Source organism: Trichocoleus sp. FACHB-591 (assembly GCF_014695845.1).
Taxonomy (GTDB): domain Bacteria; phylum Cyanobacteriota; class Cyanobacteriia; order FACHB-46; family FACHB-46; genus Trichocoleus.
The window spans coordinates 103,876-124,347 of record NZ_JACJPA010000078.1 but is presented as its reverse complement, the minus strand read 5'-3'; the positions used below and the strand labels follow the sequence as shown (position 1 = coordinate 124,347).

The following is a 20,472-nucleotide window of genomic DNA, read 5'->3' as shown; positions in this document are numbered from 1 at the left end:
ACTACCACCAAAGAGAGTTTGCGAGTAGCTAAGGACACCATGAAAATAGGCATGGTTCTGAGCTTCCTCACCGAATAACACCTATCACAAACTCTTGGCTTGTTGCCTGTTGTAAATATGAATGAACGACCTGCCAGAGATTTCTGGGACCGACTGAATAATGTGGCACTCGTTCGCTTTTTATTACTATTTGCATCTGGCTGGGCTTTGGTACAGCTACTAGCGTATTTCGAGACTGTAATTGTCACATTTACCCTAGCAGCAGTTTTGGCATTGTTACTTAACTATCCAGTGCGGTGGTTACAACGGTTTTTGCCGCGCGGTTTAGCTATTGGTTTAGTGTTTATTTCTAGTTTGGTTCTGTTTAGCGGGCTGGCAGTAACGGTAGGTTTTACTTTAGCGTCTCAGGCTCAAGAGTTAGTTGACAGAATTTCGGAAGTCCTCAACTCTTTAATTCCCTTGACTGAACGCATCGAACGGTTTCTGCGCGATCGCAATATTCCAATTCAGCTCAATGAGATTCAAAGACAGTTTCAAACCCAGTTCTTGTCGGAAGTTGGGACAAGTATTGGTTTGGGACTGGCGGCATTAGGCGTATTTTTTTCTAATTTTATTAATTTCATTCTAATTACAGTCGTTGCCTTTTTCATGTTGCTAGATGGCAGGCGGCTTTGGCAATTGTTAATGAAACTGGTGCCTGTTCATCTGCGCTCTCGGTTCACGCTAGTTGTGCAACGTAAGTTCTTAGGTTTTTTTCGTGGCCAGTTTTTGCTCACTGTATTTCTGACCACCACTAGCTTTTTAGTATTTTTAATTTTACAGGTCCCGTTTGCCTTGCTCTTAGCCATGATGGTCGGGATTCTGGATACGATTCCGGGGATTGGAGCGACCTTAGGCGTGGCGTTGGTTTCGCTAATTGTTTTGTCTCAGAGTGCCTGGTTGGCGCTACAAGTCTTAGTGGCTTCAGTTGTTTTGCAACAAGTCCAAGATAACTTTATTGCCCCACGAGTGATGCAAGAATCACTCAATATCAATCCTGTGATCGTCTTTTTTGCATTGCTAGTAGGAGCAAGAGTGGCAGGTCTGTTAGGAATTTTTTTGGCGATTCCTGTTGCTGCTGTCTTAGTGAGCTTATTTGAAATTGATGAAATGAAAGCGGAACCCGCTGAAAAAGTGTTACAGGAGCAAGTGCGTCAAGAAGACACGTTACAAGAAGACACGCTAAAATGAGCCGAGTTTAAGAGGTCGTGGTCAATGTCAGGTTTGGAGAGTGTTAGAGCAGATTTAGCAGAGATGCTGGATGAGGCAGAGTGGAACTGGTTGATGCCTCATGCTCAGCGAGATGTGCTGCTGGTTGTAGCTCCAGGATTGAGCTTGTTAGATGTAGGAGTGGCGATCGCCAGTGATAATGTAGCCGAAGTGCAGAACTGGATTCAGCAGAACTTATTAGCTAAGCCGACTGCAACTCAATTGTCTAACTGGAACAGCGACCAAGAGAAACGCTTTAGCGCCTTGATTGTGCGGCCCTACGTTTTAGTTCAAGAGCTATCTGTCCCTTCTGATACTCCTGAAGTTAAGGGAAGTTGTTAACCGCTGGCTCAGGAGCCTCAGATGTATTGAGGAGCTGACTGAGACGCGAGCCTGTCCGACCTGTCGCAACCCAAAGTATGGCTCTAGCCCCATCTCGCACCGCTTTTTCCAGCGATTCTGGCGATCGCCCAGAAGGGACAGATACTGGCTTAAAATCAATTCCCCGACTACCTAAAACAATTTCACCAATCACTTGGGCTCGGCGCATATGGTAGTCAGAGGTAATCAGGTAAACGCTGTCAATCCCTTCCGCCTTGAATTTATCGACCAAGGTTGTGAAGTTGGTGACAGTATCAACGGCTTCGCGATCGATAATTACGCGATCGGGTGCAATTCCTGCCTCAGCGAAGGCCCACTCTGTATATTCTGGATTGCTCCCACTTGAAATCCAGACTGATATTTGAGGATGTTCTCGCGCAAATTCAGCCGCAAATACTTCCCGCTCCGGAGCACCACCTAGGACTAGCACCGCTTGGGGCTGCCGGAAGTAACTTCTAATTTCTCGGTACCCTAACCACAAGACAGCAGGAAGTAACAGCATCAACCACGGAAATGACTTGCGGCGAGACTGAGACTTTTTTGAGCGTTTACCTTGCTGTGCTCTAGGATAGATAGCTTCCCTCGACTGCATACTTAAAATCGTAAATAGTGTAACCTGGAGCCCCTAGGTCGTTCCTAGCACGACAGCGAGTGATTCCCCAGTAAAAGAGTACCCTCAAATTTAAGCAAACTTGTGGAGAATCGCTCTTTTATGGTGAAATTCTATGCTTTCTGCTAACCTTGACGCACCACTCCTTAGCATGGTTCACCCCCACTAACGAATAGTCAGGAAAAGTGGCTCAATTTCATGGGCGATCGCTGGCTGAGACTAGTACCCTGAAGAGACAGTACCCTACAGATTCAGTGGCAGGAATTTAGCCGCATTGGAGGTTCTATGGCCAGCTACTCATTCCCAGATGATTTTACTTGGGGCGTAGCCACTGCCTCTTACCAAATTGAGGGGGCAGTTGCAGAAGATGGCCGAAAGCCCAGTGTTTGGGATACCTTCAGTGCGACTCCGGGACGCGTTCTAAACGGAGATACAGGCGAAAGTGCCTGTGAGCATTACCATCGTTACAAAGCAGATATTGCCTTAATGGCCCAATTGGGAATTAAGCATTACCGCTTCAGCATTGCTTGGCCCAGGATTGTGCCGACTGGTATAGGTCCAGTGAACGAAGCAGGGCTCGATTTTTACAAGCGTTTAGTTGATTGTCTCCAGGAACATGGCATCACACCTCACGCCACCCTGTTTCATTGGGATAGCCCCCAAGCTTTAGAAGACCGCTTTGGATCTTGGCAAAGCCGAGAAATGGCCCACGCCTATGCTGACTATGTGAGCGCAGTAGTCAGTCGTTTAGGCGATCGCATTACCCACTGGATGACGATCAACGAGATTTCTTGCTTTACCCATATGGGGTACGCAGTTGACCAAATCCCGGTTCATGCCCCAGGAACTACCGTTAAGACGCTGAAAGAAGTGTGGCAAACCTCTCACCATGCCATCTTGGCTCATGGGTTGGGTTGTCAAGCGATTCGGGCAGCTTCTCCTGGGCCTTGCTCCGTGGCTTTGGTAGATAACTTTACTACTACAGTGCCATTGATCGAGTCGTCAGAGCACATTGCTGCTGCCCAAAAAGCCTTTGGCTCTCTCATGTCCAACGGTGGAATTATTTTTCCAGTTTTAACCGGAGCCTACAACCCAGATTTATTAGAGAAACTGGGTGCTAATGCCCCAGACATTCAAGATGGCGACCTAGAAAATATTCACCAACCTTTAGATGCGATCGGCCTCAATATCTACTTCGGTAGCTACGTCCAAGCGTCTGACAATCAACAGGGGTATGAAGTCCTCGACTTCCCTGCTGGTTATCCTCGGATGCACATGCCTTGGCTACATATCGTACCGGAAAGTATTTATTGGAGCATTCGCCACATCAGCGAAACTCTAGGCAGACCTGACTTGCCCGTTTTCATTACCGAGAATGGATGCGCGGCTCAAGATGAATTGCGACCCGATGGCACTGTGATGGATAGCGATCGCATTATGTATCTGCGGCAACACCTCAAGTCGTCTCAGAGAGCGATTAGTGAAGGCTACCCACTTAAAGGGTACTTTCTATGGACCTTCATGGATAACTTTGAGTGGGCTTGGGGCTACGATCGCCGCTTCGGGATTATTTACACCGACTACCCCACCCAAGCCCGGATTCCTAAGGCTAGCTACCATTGGTATAGCGAGTGTATTCGGCAAAACCGCGTTGTGTAGTCTTCAACCAGGGAAGCAAAACTTCAATGCATGTGACTATTAACAGCAACAGACTTTGCATTGAACTTAACTTCTGGGAAAAACTCTGGGCTTTGCAGTTCAATTACACTTGGCAAATCCCTCTTGATCACATCGAGCGAGTTACCACAACCGCGCCTTCAAGTAATTGGAAAAAACTCATCTGGAAAGAAGTAAAGCTACCTGGAACCTTTGTGCCAGGTGTAATTAAAGCTGGGACTTATTACACAGATCAGGGTCGGGAGTTTTGGTATGTCACAGATGACAAAAACTATTTAATTCTCGACCTAAAAAATGAGTTTTACCAAAAGTTGATTTTGACTGTGGAACAAAATCAACTTTTGGCAGAGCAATTGAATTCAGAGCGCTAACGGTTGAGCTTATTTCTCCTAAGTCTTTGATGAGTTCGTTGGCATCGAGCAAGGCAGTAATAGTACAGAGATGACCAATCGTACCTTGGTAACATTTAGCGCATAAAAGCTTTAGAGCTTGTTCTAGCTTGAGGTTGGTTCTCAATCTCTGGCAGTTTTTGCTTTACACAAACTTCATCAAATATCGCTAAAAATACATCGTTAGTTTAAATAGAGATTAAGGAAGTCAAGCCAAATTAAGTAGAGATTAAATTAAAATTAACCTTTGCTTAACCGTTTCTAAGGCTGGAATTTCTGATTAAAGGTTGCTTCTTACCATGATTTTTCCTGTATTAGCCTCTATCTAAATCAGGAAAAATATACCTGTTTTGTCCTTATCTCATTAGGGTGGATAACTTTTTCTGCTAACTTGCTGAGTCCACGCTTCGAAGGTACCGAGCAACCATGATTTCTATCTCCTCTAAAAAAGTTGTTAAATTTCTAGCGTTTGTTGTCCTAGGCTTGCTTTCCTTCAGTCTGTTAGGGCAACTTTCCAAGGTTCTGTGGGGTAGCGATCGCCAGTGGATTACGTCGTTGGCTCATATCTTTGATCTAGATCGAGAAAAAAATCTGCCTAGTTTGTATTCGGCGGCAACGCTATTCATTTGCGCTTTTCTGCTAGCGTTCATTACTTGGGTTAAGCGTCAAAATCGCGATCGCTATGTTTGGCATTGGGGATTTCTGTCTTGTATTTTTCTCTTCCTCGGTGCTGACGAATGGACTAGTATTCATGAAAAAACCATTGAACCGCTTAGAGCTTTGCTCGGCAGCAATGGCGGTGGGGTTCTACACTTTGCTTGGGTCGTTCCCGGTGCCCTTTTTGTAGGCGTTGTCGCGATCGCCTATCTCAAGTTTTTGACTGATTTGCCTCCCCGCACCAAGCGACTGGTTGTGCTCGCAGGCACGCTCTACGTTGCTGGGACTTTAGGCATGGAAATGATAGACGGGGCCTATGCCAACCAGTATGGGACGCGCATTTGGGGGACGCAAGGCTTAAGACTTAGCCTGGAGGCAGGAGTCTATACGCTAATGATGACCTGCGAAGAAGCTCTAGAGATGGTGGGGGTACTAATTTTTATCTATACACTGCTCTCTTACCTGGGGGATTGCATTCAGGAAGTCCGCATTCGGATCGATGCTGACAGAAATCCAGTTTTGTCTGATGTGGTTGTTGGTGCAGCAATGCCGAATAGAGGACGGGCTTAAAGAATCTAGAGGCTTTGTAGGTATCGGTATAGCAACCCAATCACAATTGCGGGTTGTTCCAACTGTGGCAATACGCCTGCGTCTGGAATCACTTGAAAAGCTTGCACTGCCTTGGGGTTCAGTTGAGCCAAACGCTGCCCTAGACTAACACTTGTAAATTGGGCTTGCTCCCCCCACACCATACAAGTTGGTACAGTGAGCTGTCCCAAATATTGAGCTAAGTCAAAGTAGAGATCACCACGTAAAAAAGCCAGTGCCGCATATTCAGCATTGGGTTGCTGAGCGGAAGCTAAGTAAGCAGCCACCATTTCTGTAGAAACCCGCTCTGGCCGAGCGAAAAGAAATCGCTCCAGAAAGTTCCGTACTGCCACTTCATTTGTCGCTCCTACTGTGTAAATGAGGCTATCCAGTAGGGGCGTGCGGATTAATTGCAGAGGGAGGCGACGGCCTGCGCTTTGCCCAAAGTCATCAAATCCAGCGGGGCAGACCAGAAAGAGCGATCGCAAGAGATGGGGCTGTTGAATGGCTAAGCGAATCCCGATCGCCCCTGTAAGAGAAGCCGCAACGACACAGACAGGTTGCTCAGATACCTGTTGCAGAAACTCCCCTAAAGTTGTTAAATAATCAGCCACTTGGTAATCTCGCACCGGATGGGCGGATTGTCCCCAACCTATTAAATCTGGCGCAATAATTCGGTGAGTAGTAGCAAAAGCGGCATAAACCTTAGACCACTCATAAGCGGAAGCTCCACCTCCAAAGCTGTGTAAAAAAACGAGTGGAGGTAACTCATCGCTATTGGCTGGAAACCAAGATTCTGGCCTGTGGGATTGAGTGTAGTAGGCGATCGAACCTAAAGAGGTTTGAACTACACTTTGCCGAAAACCCGGAGGTTGAAACTGGAGCATATCTTGTCATGCTTAGTATCTTCACTCCTAAGGATATGAAACAAACTCTCACTCTGATAACGGCGATCGCGCTTTCTCTAGCTAGCATTGTTCCTGTTCGTGCTGCTTTGCCCGATCAAGAAACCTACGATTTTGTTACCGAGCGCTACAGCTTATTGCTAGAAGACACAAGAAGCGGTTGTAGCAACTATGCCAATCCTGCCACTCTGTCTCAAGCATCAGACAACTCACCCCTGCTGACTGTGAGAGTTCTTCAAATGCGCGGAGAAGTTGGCGGTTCCCTGTGTAACGGGGTCTTTGAGTTCAAGCAGTTGAATGTGAATTGCCAAACAGCAGAGGTCATGTACCGTGACCTAATCGGCTCACCTGCCAATTGGACCGAGCAACCCTACCAAAATGAAGATCTGGCGAATAAGGTTTGTTCGCTACTTTAATGAGTGGAGACAAAATTGCTCCATACACTTGAGAGAATTGTTGAAAAAGCAGTATGGCCCCTAGAAACTCCACGTCATGGGATGCAAGCCGATTTCTAAAAACGTTGGCCTACTTTGATGTCATTCCTCTTTTTAGTTGCTTACAACGACTGTTCAAAGGCCAGACTCAGCATCCGATCAATTCCCCAACTGGAGCAAAGCGCATGGGTGTGGTTTTAGTGGCAGGAGCAACCAGCGCTCTGGGGCAGCAAGTTGTTCAGCGGTTACTCGCGCAAGGGTATCAAGTGCGATCGCTCGTACCCAATTTATCGCAAGGGCAAGAAATTTTGGGCGGGGAGGCAGACTTGATCGTGGCAGACGTCACCCAACCCGACACGCTAACTTCGAAGACTTTGGGTAGTATTGACGCGATCGTTTATTGTCCTAACGTTGCCCTATTATCTGCTGGCATCAATGCCCACAGCCCAACCGCATTTTTCGATGTGCAAAATTTGGCACAAGCTGCTGCCCTTGTCCTGAGCCAGCCTGGAGAAAATACCCTTTTTGATTTCACCTACCCCTCCGCGAATCTAAAAGAGCTTTGGGGCGCGGTTGATGATGTGGTGATGGGCGGAGTGAGCCAAAGCGAGATGCGCCTCAGCGACAGCAGTGCCTTATTTGTAGGCAATGTCTCAACTGCCAACTCCGGCGGCTTTGCCTCCATCCGCACTCGTAACTTCTCATCCGCGATCGCTCTAGGCAATTACCAAGGCATCAAGCTACGAGTCAAGGGCGACGGCAACCGCTATAAGTTTCTGCTGCGAACTGAAGAAAAATGGGATGGTGTCGCTTATTCCCATTCCTTTGACACTGTTTCTGATCAATGGATAAATATCGAAATTCCTTTCAGTGCTTTAGTGCCAGTCTTTCGGGCTAAAACTGTACCTAACGATGGCCCGCTCGACCCCAACCGTATCTGCTCCTGCCAGTTCATGCTGAGCAAGTTTGAGTATGACGGAGCCTTGAACCCTCAATTTACCCCTGGCCCCTTTCAGCTCGAAATTGCCTCTGTCAAAGCTTACGGCGGACCTACCCTACCTCAGTTTGTCTTGCTTAGCGTCGCCACCTCTCCCCAACTCCAGAGTGATTCAACGTCCCTTTCACAAGACGAAGAACGGGTGCGATCGAGTGGGATTCCACACACGATCATTCGTCTCCACCAATCAACAGAAATAACAGGCGATCGCTCTCAAGAGACAGCCAATCCAAAAGATATTGCTGAGTTGTGCGTACAGGTTTTAGCACAACCCGAAGCTTGCAATCGTACTTTTGAAAAAGCGGTGAATTGAGGGTGATATTGAGAAGGCGATCGCACTAACAGGTAAGGTAAGGATCAGAATCCGTTGATTAAAGCATCCTGAACCCTAATGCAACCCCTGCCAGAGCTGACAGTTGAAGCAGCGCACAAAATCCTTCAAACCTTTACTTGTATCGAGCAAGGCGCTACCGAGTCTCTACCCTCAAATACTCTAGTTCGGCAAGCACTCCTATTCGTGACGAATCTTTGCGACTATCAGATGTTCGGTATTTGTGCTGATACCCTGACTCAGGGTTTAGCCGCTCTCAAGAGTTATTTGCCAGCCTTGGGTTACAACGCAGACGAAGTAACAGTGGACTCGATCGAGGGGCCAATCTACATCAAATTCAACTCTAAAACAGGCTTATGCTATGCCAGCCCTTACCCAGGCTCTCATCGCGGAGTTTTGGTTTCCTGCCAGTCGGCTCTGAGTAATGGCATCAATGAAACCTATGGGCACTTACCCCTAGATTTATTCCTAGAAGCTGCGTGAGTTTTTAAAGCATCGCTTTGCGCAAAGCCCGACGCTGCTCCATTGAAAGCGCTGCTACCACCTGCCCAGGGTCAGAAGATTCAAACAACTTCACTAGATCCCAGAGTTCTTCATCTTCACCTTGAGAACTAAGGGGAGCTAAGACTTCATCAGCTTCAGGATGCCGACACACCCCTCCATCACAGTTAAGCCCCAGTTGATGCCAGTAATGAGTCGGAACGCCCCAACCCCGCTGACCAAAATGCTCGTGATTCAACAATTGAGATTCTAAATATGCCTTGGGAGACGCATAATACTTCTGCTCCCGTGGGTAAGGCACAGTGAAGCAGCCAAAAGCCTTCCGATACTCTTCTGAATCAAGTATGGTGGTCACGAACTGACCCACTCCTTGCTTCATCAAAATATCGCAATAAAGTTGGATTTCTTCTTGATTCATGGGAGCGCGGCCCATGAACTTTTTGAAGCACCAATCTAAGAACTTGAGATTAGAAGCGTGGTGATAAAAAGCTTGCAGAAAAACTTCTGAATGACCTAATTCTTTGAGAAACCGTCTCACTCCAATTTTATCTTTCAAGAAATTTTTCTCAATTTGAGCCAGACTCTGACGCTCGTAGGCATAGGGCTGGCGCTCTAGCACTTGGCGATAAATTTGAGTCAAAGCAAAGCGACGCTCTTCTTGGGAAGAGTGGCGGCTGACGGTAATTGGCTGAACTTGGTTCATTGTGGGTCTCCCGTAAAGGTATTGAGGTGAAATACCTGAATCGGGCGTATGGAGTTAGGAAAGCTTTGTGGTTAAGCGTGGGACTGAAGTGATTGCAGCACAATATCGAGGTAGGGGCGTACCAAACTACCACTAGCAGGAGACAAACCGCTAGTAATGGCTTCTTGTAAAGCGCGATAGGCGATCATGCATTGGCTAGTTTTGCGGTGGGCTAGCAAAATTGTGTCGAGCCAAGACATCATTTGTTCTTTAAAGAAAACTTCATCGTCTCGCAGAATTGAGACAGCAATATAGCGCAAAACCTCGGTCATGTCGTACTTACAGCGCTGACCATGTTGCTGAATAATTTCTGGGTAAGCTTGAGCTAACTTACGCAGGGATTGTAGAACAAGCTTGTCGCTTTGATCGCGTAACTGCTGATAGGTTTCTAAACGGACTTTGTAACTTTGGAGATATTGTTCTAGCGGGTCCAACTCGCGAGAGCTGAGATAGCGACCATCCGCTTCCAAAATATTTTTTTCAAGCGTGTGATTGAGAGTATGCATCATGGTTCGGCGCTGAACTAAGTCACTTTAGAAGCACTGCTTCTTCAGACTGCCCTGCCACAATAACTAGCTCAACAGATTGCAGTGATTCTTAATACAATCTTTTTGCCGCTTGTACATAGTGCAAGAATTGCGGGTTGAGAGGTTGGCCTGCATCAAGAGACCATGCAGGTTTATTGAAGAACAAGTTAGCCTAGGGGTAGGTAAGTGCTTGGAATCAACCATCAACAGACAGGTCAGCCAAAGCAATGAATTGGATTTTAAGTTTAGTTGGAAAAGCCCTGGGAATCGCATTGCTCTTTAGCGGTGGTACCGTTTCTACTGCCATCTTGCTAGGTATTGCTGCGAGTCATGCTACAGGGGGGATTCTAGCGCTGCTCTCTATGTTGCTGGTTTTCTTTGGCTTAGCACCTGCCTTGATTGGCGCTGGCTTGCTGTTTCTAGGTGCGTCGGCGAAACGACGGCTGATCCGAGAGCGATTTTTTCAAACTTTGCACATTAAGCAAGGCCGATTATCTTTGCTAGATTTTTCAGCGGCAGCTCGTCTGGAACCCGCGATCGCTCGTCGGCATTTAGACGGCTGGGCTAAAGAGTTTGATGCGACGTTTGAAGTGAGTGACGAAGGCGAAATCTACTATGTATTTGCTGGCGTTTCACCCTCGTTCTATAACCGTGACCCACTCCCTTCGCTCAATTACTGGGTTCGTCGGCTAGAAGAAATTTTCTAGAGTCTGAAATTGACCTAGCGCTAGGCCAAAAGTTTTATTGCTTGGGTTCGTGGCCGTATCTCTAACAGGCCCCTATGCATTGAAATATCCTGGGCTAGCAATTAGATAAACTTATCTAGTCACCACCTAAAAGAAAAGTATTTTTCTAGGCTGTAAGTTGCTTGGGATCATTTACTTGTAAGCCTTCTAGGTAAACCTAATTGTGGATTTTCAAGTCGGCGATCGCATCTTTGGGCCTTATGGGTTACTATCTTTAACTAAGCCCAAGGTTACAAATTGATTGCTGTGTTCTTCATATTTTGTTACAAAAGGTGAAGAGCTGTTTCAATTGAGAACCTGCATGTTTGGCGGTCTTTCTGGTTTGACAACTCCTCCCGGCTCAGGCACCGACTTTGGTGAGCGTATGCTCAACACGGTTGCCAGCCAAAGTATTCGTCATCTGTTTACCCAGAGCGAATCAGTGGAGGTTGCTGTCCGTTGCTTCCCTTCCAGCAAACTCCTCCAGGGCAGCATTGACAGCTTCAAGATGAGTGGTCGTGGCCTCATCATCCGCAAGGATTTTTGGGTCGAGGAAATGTCATTTGAGACGGATGCAGTTTCAATTGATTTTGGGTCGATTTTGGGTGGCAAAATCCGTTTAAAGCAGTCAACCCAAGCTGTGGCTCAAGTCACCTTGACCGAAGACGGCATCAACCAAGCGTTTCAGTCTGAGCTGGTACAAAAGCGTCTGCAAAATCTCACCATGCCGGAACTAACCAACCTGTCTGGGGGAGAGCCAGTTTCATTTCGGGAAGTGCAGCTACAATTGCTGCCCGATAATCAAGTCAAAATCTTGGCTAAAACTGACTTACCTAACTGTGATGCCGTTCCAGTTAGTATGACTGCGACCCTTGATGTGGAAAGACGACGACGGATTTTGTTTCAAAATTCTCAGTTTGAGCCAGAGGCGGTGGATGAATCCTTACGCGCTATCTCTGAAATTTTGACTAAAGCCTTTGCTCAAGTTTTGAATGAAATGGTTGATCTCGATCGCTTCAACTTAGATGGAGTGATGATGCGGATCAATCGTTTGGAGACTCAAGGTAAAAAGCTGATTTTTAGTGGTTATGCTCAGATCGATCGCTTTCCAGGTAACGGTTAGTTGCTTTTGAGTTGGGAGTTTAAAGGCGAGCGATCGCGTCTCGAACTCAAGTCTGAACTGGTAAGCTGTTCAAGGTGAACTTGTTTCTCTTCTTGAAGCTGATCTAGCATGGCATTCGCGAACTTATTTATCTTAGGCGGCGTTGTAATGTGGCCATTGTTGGGATTTTCGATCCTGGCAGTGGCTTTGATTTTGGAGCGAGCTGCCTTTTGGTTCCGGATTACCCAACGGCAAGACCGTGTAGTGCGCGAAGCGCTGAGCTTATACAAGCGCAGTCCTCAAGCGGCATTTCAGAGACTAGAGCAGAATGCTGATCTGCCCATCACTCGCATTTTTTTGACTGCGATGGAACTAGAGCAGCCCTCACCAGAGGAATTTCGCTTGGCCTTAGAAAGTGCGGCCCAAGCGGAGCTGCCCTTGCTCAAGCGCTTTAATACCGTCTTTGAGACCATCATTAGCATTGCACCCCTCCTAGGCCTGCTGGGGACCATTTTGGGCTTGATTGGCTCTTTTGCCTCGTTGCGGGTCGGAGATTTGGGGGGTACTAATGCCACTGGGGTAACGGCTGGCATTAGTGAAGCCTTGATTTCTACTGCCTCTGGATTAATTGTGGCTATCTTTACGCTGCTATTTGCCAATACGTTCCGAGGGTTATATCAACGGCAAATTGCGCTCATTCAAGAATACGGCGGGCAGTTGGAACTGTTGTATCGCCGCCGCTATGAGCGCGATGACTTGCCCTATGCTTCTTCTTGAGCTGCGATCGCTCCACTGTTGAAGCTTGAGAACGGGATTTAGCGGGAGTAGGGGGTATTCACCCTGGAGATAGCTAAACTTCTGTAGGCTTAGAGGTGGGCGGCCAACTGACCTCGCCTTTCGGTAACTGGGCTTGCAGATGTACGGTGAAAACGGTGCCTACTCCGATTTGAGATTTGAAGCTGATGCTGCCGTCATGCATTTCAACGAGCTGGCGTGTCAAAGCTAGTCCTAACCCAGTCCCTTCGTGCTTACGGTTTAAGGCGCTGTCAATTTGCTGAAAAGCTTCAAACAGCAAGTGATGCTTGTCTGCCGCAATGCCAATGCCTGTATCTTCTACTTCGATGGTGACTATATTGCCATCGCACCGCAGCCGCAACCAAACTTGGCCGCCTGCGGGGGTGAACTTGATAGCATTTGATAATAGATTCAAGAGAATTTGTTTGACTCTGCGCTGATCTCCTACAAAGCGATCGCATTTTTGTAGACCTACTAAATCAGTTGTCAAAACTAATTTTTGGCCATGTGCCTTTTCACTCAAGGAGGCAACACTTTGTTCGGCCACTTCTTGCAGAGAAAATCGACTGATTTGTAGAGAAGCTTTGCCCGCTTCAATTTTGGATAAATCTAAAATATCGTTAATTAATTGCAGTAAGTGAGTACCGCTATTGTGAATAATGCCTAGATACTCACTTTGCTTAGGAGTCAACGAACCAAAGAGCTGATTCAGGAGTGCAGAAGACATGCCAATCACTGAAGTGAGAGGCGTACGCAGCTCGTGACTCATCGTCGCTAAAAATTCACTCTTAGCTTGGCTGGCTTTACAGGCAGCGGCTAAAGCGTCTTGAAGTTGTTCGGTTCGCTCCGATAGCGCTTGGCGAGTTTCAATCAGCTCGGTGATGTCTCGTGAAGTGCCAAGTAGGCCATAGACTTCGCCATCTGGTTTTTTGAGGGGCACTTTGAAGGTGTCTAGATGACGCATTCCGCTCGGAAAGACAATAGTTTCTTGCGTGTGCAACGTCTGACCCGATTGAAACACTTGCAGATTTTGTTCAGCAAAATGGTTGAGCAAGTTGCTAGGCAAACAACCAAAAATTGATTGGCCTTGAATATTTTGGCGGTCTTCGTAACCAATGGACTTGGCAAATGCGTGATTGCAAAACGATAAAGTCATGCCCTCTCGATGCATGACAAAAATGTGATCGGGTAGAGCATCAAAGAAGTATTCTAACTCTGCGGTTCGTTGGGCAACCTGCGCTTCTAAAGTTTGGTTGTGCTGCTGAATCTGTTGGTAAAGGGTGGCTTGGTGAATGGCGATCGCTAGTTGATCCGCCACGGTCGTTAGCAGTTCCACTTCTGATTCATGCCAGTAGCGTGGGTAGTGGTCCTGGCGGAACGAAATGCAGCCCCAGAGCTTTTGGTGATAATGAATCGGCACCATTAACCAAGCTCCGGAAACCTCACTCGGTGGCTTTTCTGGATGCCAGGGTCGGAGGGTACGGGCGTCGCTGACTTGTACCGTTTTCAGGTTACGTAGGCGAGCGGAGTGAGGATGAATGGGGGCAAAAACCGTGGCATCCACGGTGGAGGATGCTTCTGGCTGCAACCGATACTCCGTTTGCACTTGCCAGTCTTGAGGGTCTTCAAGATATTGAAAAATGCTACAGCAATCAACTACCACCAGTTGCCCCAACTCCATCACTACTGTTTCAAAAATATGAGACAGGTCTAGTGAGGCTCGAATTTGGGCTACGAGGCGATTGACCAGAGCCGCTCGTTGTACTCGTTCTTCGGCTTGTTGGTAAACCAAAGCTTGATAGAGCACTTGCTCAACTTGGTGAATCACCATGTGGAGCAAATACATTTCTTCGGGTTGCCAAATGCGATCGCGCTCCCATTGCTCAATGCAAAGAAACCCTCCTACCCATTTATCGGCGTGCTTCGGGTGAGATTGGGTCCAACTGGAGAGCGCTGCTCTGGCAACTCCAGACTCGCGAATTTCCGTATGCTCCGCTAGCAGAGGAAATTCATCAGATACCCAAGTGCTCAGGTGGTGATGCTTGTGAATGAGCTGCTCTACGGTTGCCCAAGCAGGATAATGGGTGTGGCGGTCCCCAGTCAGCAGTTCGGGCGATCGCGCGATCGCCCCCCAGATGACACGCTGATCTTTAGCGCTATAAAAAGCAATTAGGCAACGACTAACATTAAAAATTGTCCGAATTACTTCAGCAGAGCGGCGCAGAATCGTTTGCGGCTCTAGGGAACTGCTACTGACATGCAGCAGTTCATGCAGAAGTTTTTCCTGCTGCAACCAATGAGGTTGTTGATAGATAGTTTTGGTATTGGGCCGAGCCGCCACAGCTTGGGAGTTTGGACTCATGCTGTGATTGGTTGAGGTTAGTGCTTGAGGCGTTGCACTATTGGCTTCTAGGGCCATCAACAGCCTTAATGTAATCTCACTTTGCAGCTCTGGGGCATTGCTCTGGGCTACCCAGCTAGCGATCGCCGCATCAAAAGCAGGTGCGATCGCCGCTACAGTCGAGGTCTGGAGTCGTAAATGGGCACAAAACTTGCTGATCTCGCTTGAGTCGTAAATCAGCTCAATTTGATACAAAGGCTCTAAGTCTGCGCGGTTAGCTTCTAAAGGTAGAGAACAGCCTGCTTGAAACAAAATGCTGAAGCGATCGCTGATACCCAAGATGAAAACTAACGGGGTCTGAGAGGGCGAGTGATGAGTTTCGAGGTGAGTTGGCAAGTGCTCTAGGTCTAAGTGGCAGGCAAGCCAACCATTGGAGCTTTCCTTTCCAACCACCCAAGTTGATAAAGGCTGGCTTCTGCCTTCTGGCTTGAACTTAAAATAGCTATTGGGGTGGGTTACAGGAGGTTGTAGCGAGCCTAGCTCAGCGCCAGTTTTTAGATCCAAACTTAGCTGACAGGGCGTTACTTGAGGATTTTGAGAACTAAAAAGTACCAAGTGCAGATCTGGTAACGCTGTTAAAAACTCCAGCAATGCGGAGCCCAAGGCCACACAGGAAGACTGCTTCAACGCATACTTATTATTCATTGTAAAAACAACATAGCCTGTGTCTAAAATGGGCAACTTGACGGAGATGCTGACGATAAAGATGACTCATAAAATCTTGCGGTTAGAGTAACAGGGAGATAAAACTCACTAGTTGGGCTACTCTAAACTCGGTAGATTCTTAAACTTAATTAATAGCGTTATAGGGTAGGCAGGCTCAGCTTTAATCTAAAGTTTTCCTGCCATAGGTGATGTATCAATTTATATCAAGCTCTAACCCAATGCTGTTTGTAATTTTTTTGACCCGCATTTCTCCTGTAGAAATTGTTCCCTATAACTAGAGAGATACAACGGCTACCAGTTGAAAGACTCAAGCTGAATTGAGTTTGGGGTAAAAGTTTGAGAGCGAAGACTCGATCTCTGAAGGATAGATAAGCCAGGCTCGTTTCACAGGTCGGATCAGAGTTTTTACTAGAGGCGACAATTCACTAATTTCTTGCAATCCAGCGGCGGTTTGTAACCTAATGCCCCGTTGGTAGATAGTGTAACCACGGCTACAGGCAACACGAATTCCAGCATAGTGAGTTGCGCTAAAACCAGCTTGAGCTAGCCAAATCGATACTTGCTGCATCAAATGTTCTTGCTCAGTCGCATGCAAGCTAGAGATATCTAGAGCTTTCAAGAGATCGCGATCGAGAAAACGGCGACACAAATCTGCCAACACTGGATCGGCGCAGTGCTGCCAGCGCTGCAAGTGGTAAGTTAGCACACCATCATCGGCTGCCAGGTAATGGGCCAGCGGTAACAGCTTCACTGGAGCCCCTAAGAGAGAACTACCTTCTCCAGGAAGCTTTGATTGAATTAGCCAAGCCGTGACCGTATCATCTGCTTCAATACCACCTAAAGCAAATTGCTCACAGGCGCGTCTAAAAGCTTGCTCCAATACCCAAGTTGCGGCAATATTTTTGGGATGGTTGTAAACCTGGGCGTACATGAAATAGCGCACGATCAAATAATGCTCGATCGCAGCCATGCCTTTACGAGCGACCACCAACTGCTGGCTTACCGGGTCGTAGCTCAGCGCCATCAAAATCCGATCGAGGTCGAGCTTGCCGTAGGAAGCGCCTGTGAAGTAACTATCGCGCATTAGGTAGTCGAGGCGATCGCAGTCAAGCTGACTGGAAACTAACTGCCAGACAAAAGGAACCGGATATTTCTTTAAGTAGACCTGCTCCAAGCTGTCCACCAAGCTGGGGTCAAAGTGGTCTAAAAGTTGACGGACGGGTGTAGATTCTCGCAGAATCCGTCTTGTCCAAGCTTCATGGTGATTACCAAAAATTTCTTCGCTGGTGTGGCTAAATGGTCCATGCCCAATGTCATGTAGCAGAGCTGCACACAAAACAATGGGGCGGTGCGGCTGCACCTGGGGGTAACGTTTGGCAATGCGATCGAACACCCGCCGCGCGATCGCCATCACGCCCAAAGAATGGGTAAAGCGAGAACCTTCTGCTCCGTGAAAGGTGAGGCTGGCAGGACCAAGCTGACGAATACGCCGCAGCCGTTGAAAGGCAGGCGTATCGATTAGGCGAATCAGTAAAGCCTCGGTTGGATCACTGTTATCCAACGCGATCGCCCCATGCAAGGGGTCATGATACGTGCGACTGGAGTTAGGCAGCACCCGCTAGCACAGAAGGCTGGGTGAGTAATTCGACCGCTGCTTGATACTGTTGGTCCTGCTCCGTAGCAACTTGCTCGCGGGTAATGGCTTCTAGAGGTACCAGGCGATCGGGCGTGATGCCTAGCTTATTGATGTCATGGTGGTTGGGAGTTTCATACTTTGCCACCGTCACCGCTAAGCCAGAGCCATCTGAGAGTTCAAAGAGTGACTGGATTAAACCTTTGCCAAACGTTTTTTCGCCGACTAACTCAGCGCGGCCATTGTCCTGCAATGCCCCTGCTAGAATCTCACTTGCGCTGGCGGTACCTTGATTCACCAACACGACCAGTGGGTCTTGCGTCAGGGCAGGGCCGTTCGCTTCAAAACTGTCTTGGATGCCTTGGCGATTCACGGTGTAGACAATAGTGCCGGAGTCTAGCCACAAGCGGGCAATTTCCACCCCAGCTTGCAGCAGGCCGCCAGGATTATTGCGGAGGTCGAGAATGTAGCCCTCGGCTCCTTGATTCTCTAGGCGATGCACAGCTTTGGCTAGCTCAACGGTGGCATTGGCGTTGAACTGATTCAAGCGAATATAACCAATGGTGGGGCGGTCACGAAACTCACGCAACTGGGCATAAACCGGATTAATCGCGATGCGATCGCGCACGACCTGAATATCTAACTCAGGCTCCCCCTCTCGGGCCACAGTTAAAACCACACGACTGCCGATGGGACCGCGCATTTTTTCGGCAGCTTCATCCAAAGTCAACTTAGCTGTAGGAACGCCATCAATGCGCGAGATGCGGTCGGCAGGGCGGATGCCAGCTTGCTCGGCTGGAGAACTTTCAAGCGGCGCAATAACTTTTAACTCACTCGTTTCTGGATCGAGCGCAATCTGCAAGCCGACTCCAGTTAACTCGCCAGAAGTATTAGTTTGTAAGCTGCGGTACTGATCGGGGCGCAACAGCCGCGTGAAGGGGTCGTTCAAGCTAGCCAGCATTTGCTGAATCGTTTCATAGGCAGCTTCTCGGTTGTTGAGTGGACGGCTGAGGACTTGCTGACGTAGCGATCGCCAATTTTGATGATTGAAAGACTCATCGACATAAGAGCGATTGACGATCCGCCAAACCTCATTCACCAACCGCTGCTCCTCTGTGAAAGCCCAAGCTGGAGTAGACCAGCTCAAAGCCACCACAATCGGCAATATCAGCAATAACCCAACCCTAGCGATCCACTTTTTTTGCATGACACCGAATCTTAGTTCACTAGATCCCTAACTTCTTGAGTTGCCTCAGCATGAAATCCTCTTCTGGTCTATGTTACATTTTTTGTAGACTCCTGTGAGTTAGCCCATCCATTTAGCTCAAACTAGCTCAAAGAATTGCCGTCTGAGTCCCTGTTGGAGAAGCTTCACTCAAGCAACGAGCTAATAGAAGTTCAGTAGGTAATCTGCAAGCTTTTTGACAGCGTACTAGGATGGATAGAACATTTGAACTCAATAAGCTCAGACTAGATCAGACCAGAATCTAGCTCTTTAACCTTGTTGAGAGTCTCTTAGAGAACTCTTTGGATCAGTAGCTTACTCCAGCCGACCCCCCAAGATTCTCCTTCTTCTGAGAGACTAGAAAGGTCACAAACAGCAATACATTTTCAGGAATTCTTGCTTCATGTTTACCAAGCAGGTAACCGACTCAAAAGTCTACAACTGGTTTGAGGAACGTCTGGAAATCCAGGGACTCGCTGATGATGTCAGCAGCAAATATGTGCCTCCCCACGTCAACATCTTCTATTGTCTAGGTGGCATTACCCTGACTTGCTTCTTAATCCAGTTTGCAACTGGGTTTGCAATGACGTTCTACTACAAGCCAACCGTAACTGATGCTTTTGCGTCAGTTCAGTACCTGATGACAGAGGTCAACTTTGGTTGGCTCATCCGTTCCATCCACCGCTGGTCTGCCAGCATGATGGTGCTGATGATGATTTTGCACGTCTTCCGGGTTTACCTCACCGGTGGTTTCAAAAAGCCTCGTGAGTTGACTTGGGTAACAGGTGTAATTTTGGCCGTAATCACCGTTTCTTTTGGTGTAACTGGCTACTCACTGCCTTGGGACCAAGTCGGTTATTGGGCTGTCAAGATCGTTTCTGGTGTTCCTGAAGCAATCCCAGTCGTAGGCCCCTTTATCGTTGAATTACTTCGCGGTAGTAGCAGTGTGGGTCAAGCAACTTTGACTCGCTATTATAGCTTGCACACCTTCGTTCTGCCTTGGTTGATTGCAGTCTTTATGCTGCTGCACTTCCTCATGATCCGTAAGCAAGGCATTTCCGGTCCTTTGTAAGCAATTCACTGGAAGCAGCCCATAGGCAGTCTTCAGAGTTTGCTCAGAGCACTTATACTAGGCTATTACATATAGCTCAAGTCTAATTGCTGTCTCGTTCTCTACCTGCTGACTTCAGAATAAAGGAGAGCACTTTTACATCATGGCAACGATTAAAAAACCGGATCTCAGCGATCCACAGCTTCGCGCCAAACTTGCCAAGGGGATGGGCCATAACTACTATGGTGAACCCGCTTGGCCTAATGACCTGCTTTACATCTTCCCAGTTGTAATTGCGGGCACGATCGCTCTTTGCGTCGGTTTGGCAGTTCTAGACCCAGCTTTGGTGGGTGAGCCTGCTAATCCCTTTGCCACTCCCTTGGAAATTTTGCCTGAGTGGTATCTCTACCCTGTCTTCCAAATCCTGCGCATTCTTCCTAACAAGTTGTTGGGGATTGTGTGCATGGGTGCAATTCCTCTAGGTCTAATGCTTGTTCCTTTCATTGAGAACGTGAACAAGTTCCAAAACCCCTTCCGTCGTCCAGTGGCTACCACCCTCTTTTTGTTTGGGACTCTGGTAACTCTGTGGTTGGGAATTGGTGCAACTTTCCCTATCGACAAGTCCCTGACTTTGGGTCTGTTCTAAGAGAGCTGAAGAGTTCAACTCAACGCCTGTTTGTGCTTCCGTAGTGCCAATTGTTGTACTACGGAAGCACCTAAGCAGGCGTTAGTTTTTATGTAAAGCTTTGGGCTGAGTCCTAGCCTCGCTTCGCAAAGATTAGATTAATCTATTGGCTGTCGTTCCCATTCCAACCTGTTATTTGTTAGGATTTGGCAGCAATCTTAAGTTATTACAAAATACTAAGCGAACTGATTATTAATCACTA

20 protein-coding genes are annotated in these 20,472 nt (G+C 47.7%); 13 read left to right on the top strand and 7 right to left on the bottom strand.

From position 1 onward, the window contains the following. Positions 1-117 precede the first annotated feature (117 nt). Both H6F90_RS14050 and H6F90_RS14045 read left to right on the top strand, forming a co-directional pair. Positions 118-1,230, top strand: a complete 1,113-nt coding sequence (locus tag H6F90_RS14050) for an AI-2E family transporter (RefSeq protein ID WP_190553054.1) — start codon at positions 118-120, stop codon at positions 1,228-1,230. Positions 1,231-1,254: 24 nt separating this feature from the next. Further along, positions 1,255-1,590 carry a DUF2288 domain-containing protein gene (locus H6F90_RS14045; protein ID WP_190553053.1) on the top strand — a complete coding sequence of 112 codons (336 nt, stop codon included), beginning with the start codon at positions 1,255-1,257 and terminating at the stop codon, positions 1,588-1,590. Here H6F90_RS14045 and H6F90_RS14040 read toward each other — a convergent pair. Continuing rightward, positions 1,574-2,221 carry a YdcF family protein gene (locus tag H6F90_RS14040; protein WP_190553052.1) on the bottom strand — a complete coding sequence of 216 codons (648 nt, stop codon included), beginning with the start codon at positions 2,219-2,221 and terminating at the stop codon, positions 1,574-1,576. The two genes, H6F90_RS14045 and H6F90_RS14040, sit on opposite strands and share 17 nt — an antisense overlap. A 303-nt stretch (positions 2,222-2,524) precedes the next feature. Here H6F90_RS14040 and H6F90_RS14035 point away from each other — a divergent pair, with 303 nt between their 5' ends. From H6F90_RS14035 to H6F90_RS14025, 3 genes are all read left to right on the top strand, one after another. Further along, positions 2,525-3,898, top strand: coding sequence for a GH1 family beta-glucosidase (locus H6F90_RS14035; protein ID WP_190553051.1), 1,374 nt, complete (start codon positions 2,525-2,527; stop codon positions 3,896-3,898). Between the two features lie 26 nt (positions 3,899-3,924). Then, a complete protein-coding gene (locus tag H6F90_RS14030; protein WP_190553050.1) occupies positions 3,925-4,287 on the top strand; it encodes a hypothetical protein in 363 nt (120 codons plus the stop codon). Between the two features lie 444 nt (positions 4,288-4,731). Continuing rightward, positions 4,732-5,532, top strand: coding sequence for a hypothetical protein (locus H6F90_RS14025; protein ID WP_190553049.1), 801 nt, complete (start codon positions 4,732-4,734; stop codon positions 5,530-5,532). Between the two features lie 5 nt (positions 5,533-5,537). Here H6F90_RS14025 and H6F90_RS14020 read toward each other — a convergent pair whose 3' ends face one another. Next, entirely contained in the window at positions 5,538-6,437 is a 900-nt protein-coding gene (locus tag H6F90_RS14020) for an alpha/beta fold hydrolase (RefSeq protein ID WP_190553048.1), read from the bottom strand. A gap of 8 nt (positions 6,438-6,445) precedes the next feature. Here H6F90_RS14020 and H6F90_RS14015 point away from each other — a divergent pair, with 8 nt between their 5' ends. The 3 genes from H6F90_RS14015 (at position 6,446) to H6F90_RS14005 (ending at position 8,700) form a co-directional block, all read left to right on the top strand. Further along, the gene (locus tag H6F90_RS14015; protein ID WP_190553047.1) at positions 6,446-6,871 is read left to right on the top strand and encodes a hypothetical protein; all 426 of its coding nucleotides are present in this window, start codon (positions 6,446-6,448) and stop codon (positions 6,869-6,871) included. A gap of 203 nt (positions 6,872-7,074) precedes the next feature. Continuing rightward, positions 7,075-8,199 (top strand): CIA30 family protein, encoded by a 1,125-nt coding sequence (locus H6F90_RS14010; RefSeq protein WP_190553046.1) that lies wholly within the window; start codon positions 7,075-7,077, stop codon positions 8,197-8,199. Between the two features lie 78 nt (positions 8,200-8,277). Continuing rightward, positions 8,278-8,700 carry a DUF1824 family protein gene (locus tag H6F90_RS14005; RefSeq protein ID WP_190553045.1) on the top strand — a complete coding sequence of 141 codons (423 nt, stop codon included), beginning with the start codon at positions 8,278-8,280 and terminating at the stop codon, positions 8,698-8,700. A gap of 4 nt (positions 8,701-8,704) precedes the next feature. Here H6F90_RS14005 and H6F90_RS14000 read toward each other — a convergent pair whose 3' ends face one another. Next, the gene (locus H6F90_RS14000) at positions 8,705-9,421 is read right to left on the bottom strand and encodes a phycobilisome rod-core linker polypeptide (protein WP_190553044.1); all 717 of its coding nucleotides are present in this window, start codon (positions 9,419-9,421) and stop codon (positions 8,705-8,707) included. Positions 9,422-9,492: 71 nt separating this feature from the next. Continuing rightward, entirely contained in the window at positions 9,493-9,969 is a 477-nt protein-coding gene (locus H6F90_RS13995; RefSeq protein WP_242016817.1) for a hypothetical protein, read from the bottom strand. 245 nt (positions 9,970-10,214) lie between these two features. Between H6F90_RS13995 and H6F90_RS13990 the strand changes: the two genes are divergently transcribed. The 3 genes from H6F90_RS13990 to H6F90_RS13980 all read left to right on the top strand — a co-directional run bounded on the left by H6F90_RS13990 (position 10,215) and on the right by H6F90_RS13980 (position 12,591). Next, on the top strand, positions 10,215-10,694 hold the full coding sequence (locus H6F90_RS13990; RefSeq protein ID WP_190553043.1) for a hypothetical protein: 480 nt from the start codon (positions 10,215-10,217) through the stop codon (positions 10,692-10,694). Between the two features lie 340 nt (positions 10,695-11,034). Next, positions 11,035-11,835, top strand: coding sequence for a DUF2993 domain-containing protein (locus H6F90_RS13985; RefSeq protein WP_190432875.1), 801 nt, complete (start codon positions 11,035-11,037; stop codon positions 11,833-11,835). 108 nt (positions 11,836-11,943) lie between these two features. Further along, positions 11,944-12,591, top strand: a complete 648-nt coding sequence (locus H6F90_RS13980) for a MotA/TolQ/ExbB proton channel family protein (protein WP_190553042.1) — start codon at positions 11,944-11,946, stop codon at positions 12,589-12,591. A gap of 73 nt (positions 12,592-12,664) precedes the next feature. On the opposite strand, the gene H6F90_RS13975 is transcribed toward H6F90_RS13980, so the two are convergent. The 3 genes from H6F90_RS13975 to ctpA form a co-directional block, all read right to left on the bottom strand. Then, the gene (locus H6F90_RS13975; RefSeq protein WP_190553041.1) at positions 12,665-15,655 is read right to left on the bottom strand and encodes an ATP-binding protein; all 2,991 of its coding nucleotides are present in this window, start codon (positions 15,653-15,655) and stop codon (positions 12,665-12,667) included. A gap of 328 nt (positions 15,656-15,983) precedes the next feature. Further along, on the bottom strand, positions 15,984-17,291 hold the full coding sequence (locus H6F90_RS13970; RefSeq protein ID WP_190553040.1) for an HD domain-containing protein: 1,308 nt from the start codon (positions 17,289-17,291) through the stop codon (positions 15,984-15,986). Beyond that, on the bottom strand, positions 17,281-18,516 hold the full coding sequence (gene ctpA, locus H6F90_RS13965) for a carboxyl-terminal processing protease CtpA (protein WP_190553039.1): 1,236 nt from the start codon (positions 18,514-18,516) through the stop codon (positions 17,281-17,283). The genes H6F90_RS13970 and ctpA overlap by 11 nt, the downstream gene beginning before the upstream one ends. Before the next feature lie 421 nt (positions 18,517-18,937). On the opposite strand from ctpA, the gene petB reads away from it, so the two are divergent. Further along, positions 18,938-19,606 carry a cytochrome b6 gene (gene petB / locus H6F90_RS13960; protein ID WP_190432888.1) on the top strand — a complete coding sequence of 223 codons (669 nt, stop codon included), beginning with the start codon at positions 18,938-18,940 and terminating at the stop codon, positions 19,604-19,606. A gap of 142 nt (positions 19,607-19,748) precedes the next feature. Next, positions 19,749-20,231: a cytochrome b6-f complex subunit IV gene (petD, locus tag H6F90_RS13955; protein WP_190432889.1), complete on the top strand. Its 483-nt coding sequence runs from the start codon at positions 19,749-19,751 to the stop codon at positions 20,229-20,231. Positions 20,232-20,472: the final 241 nt, after the last annotated feature.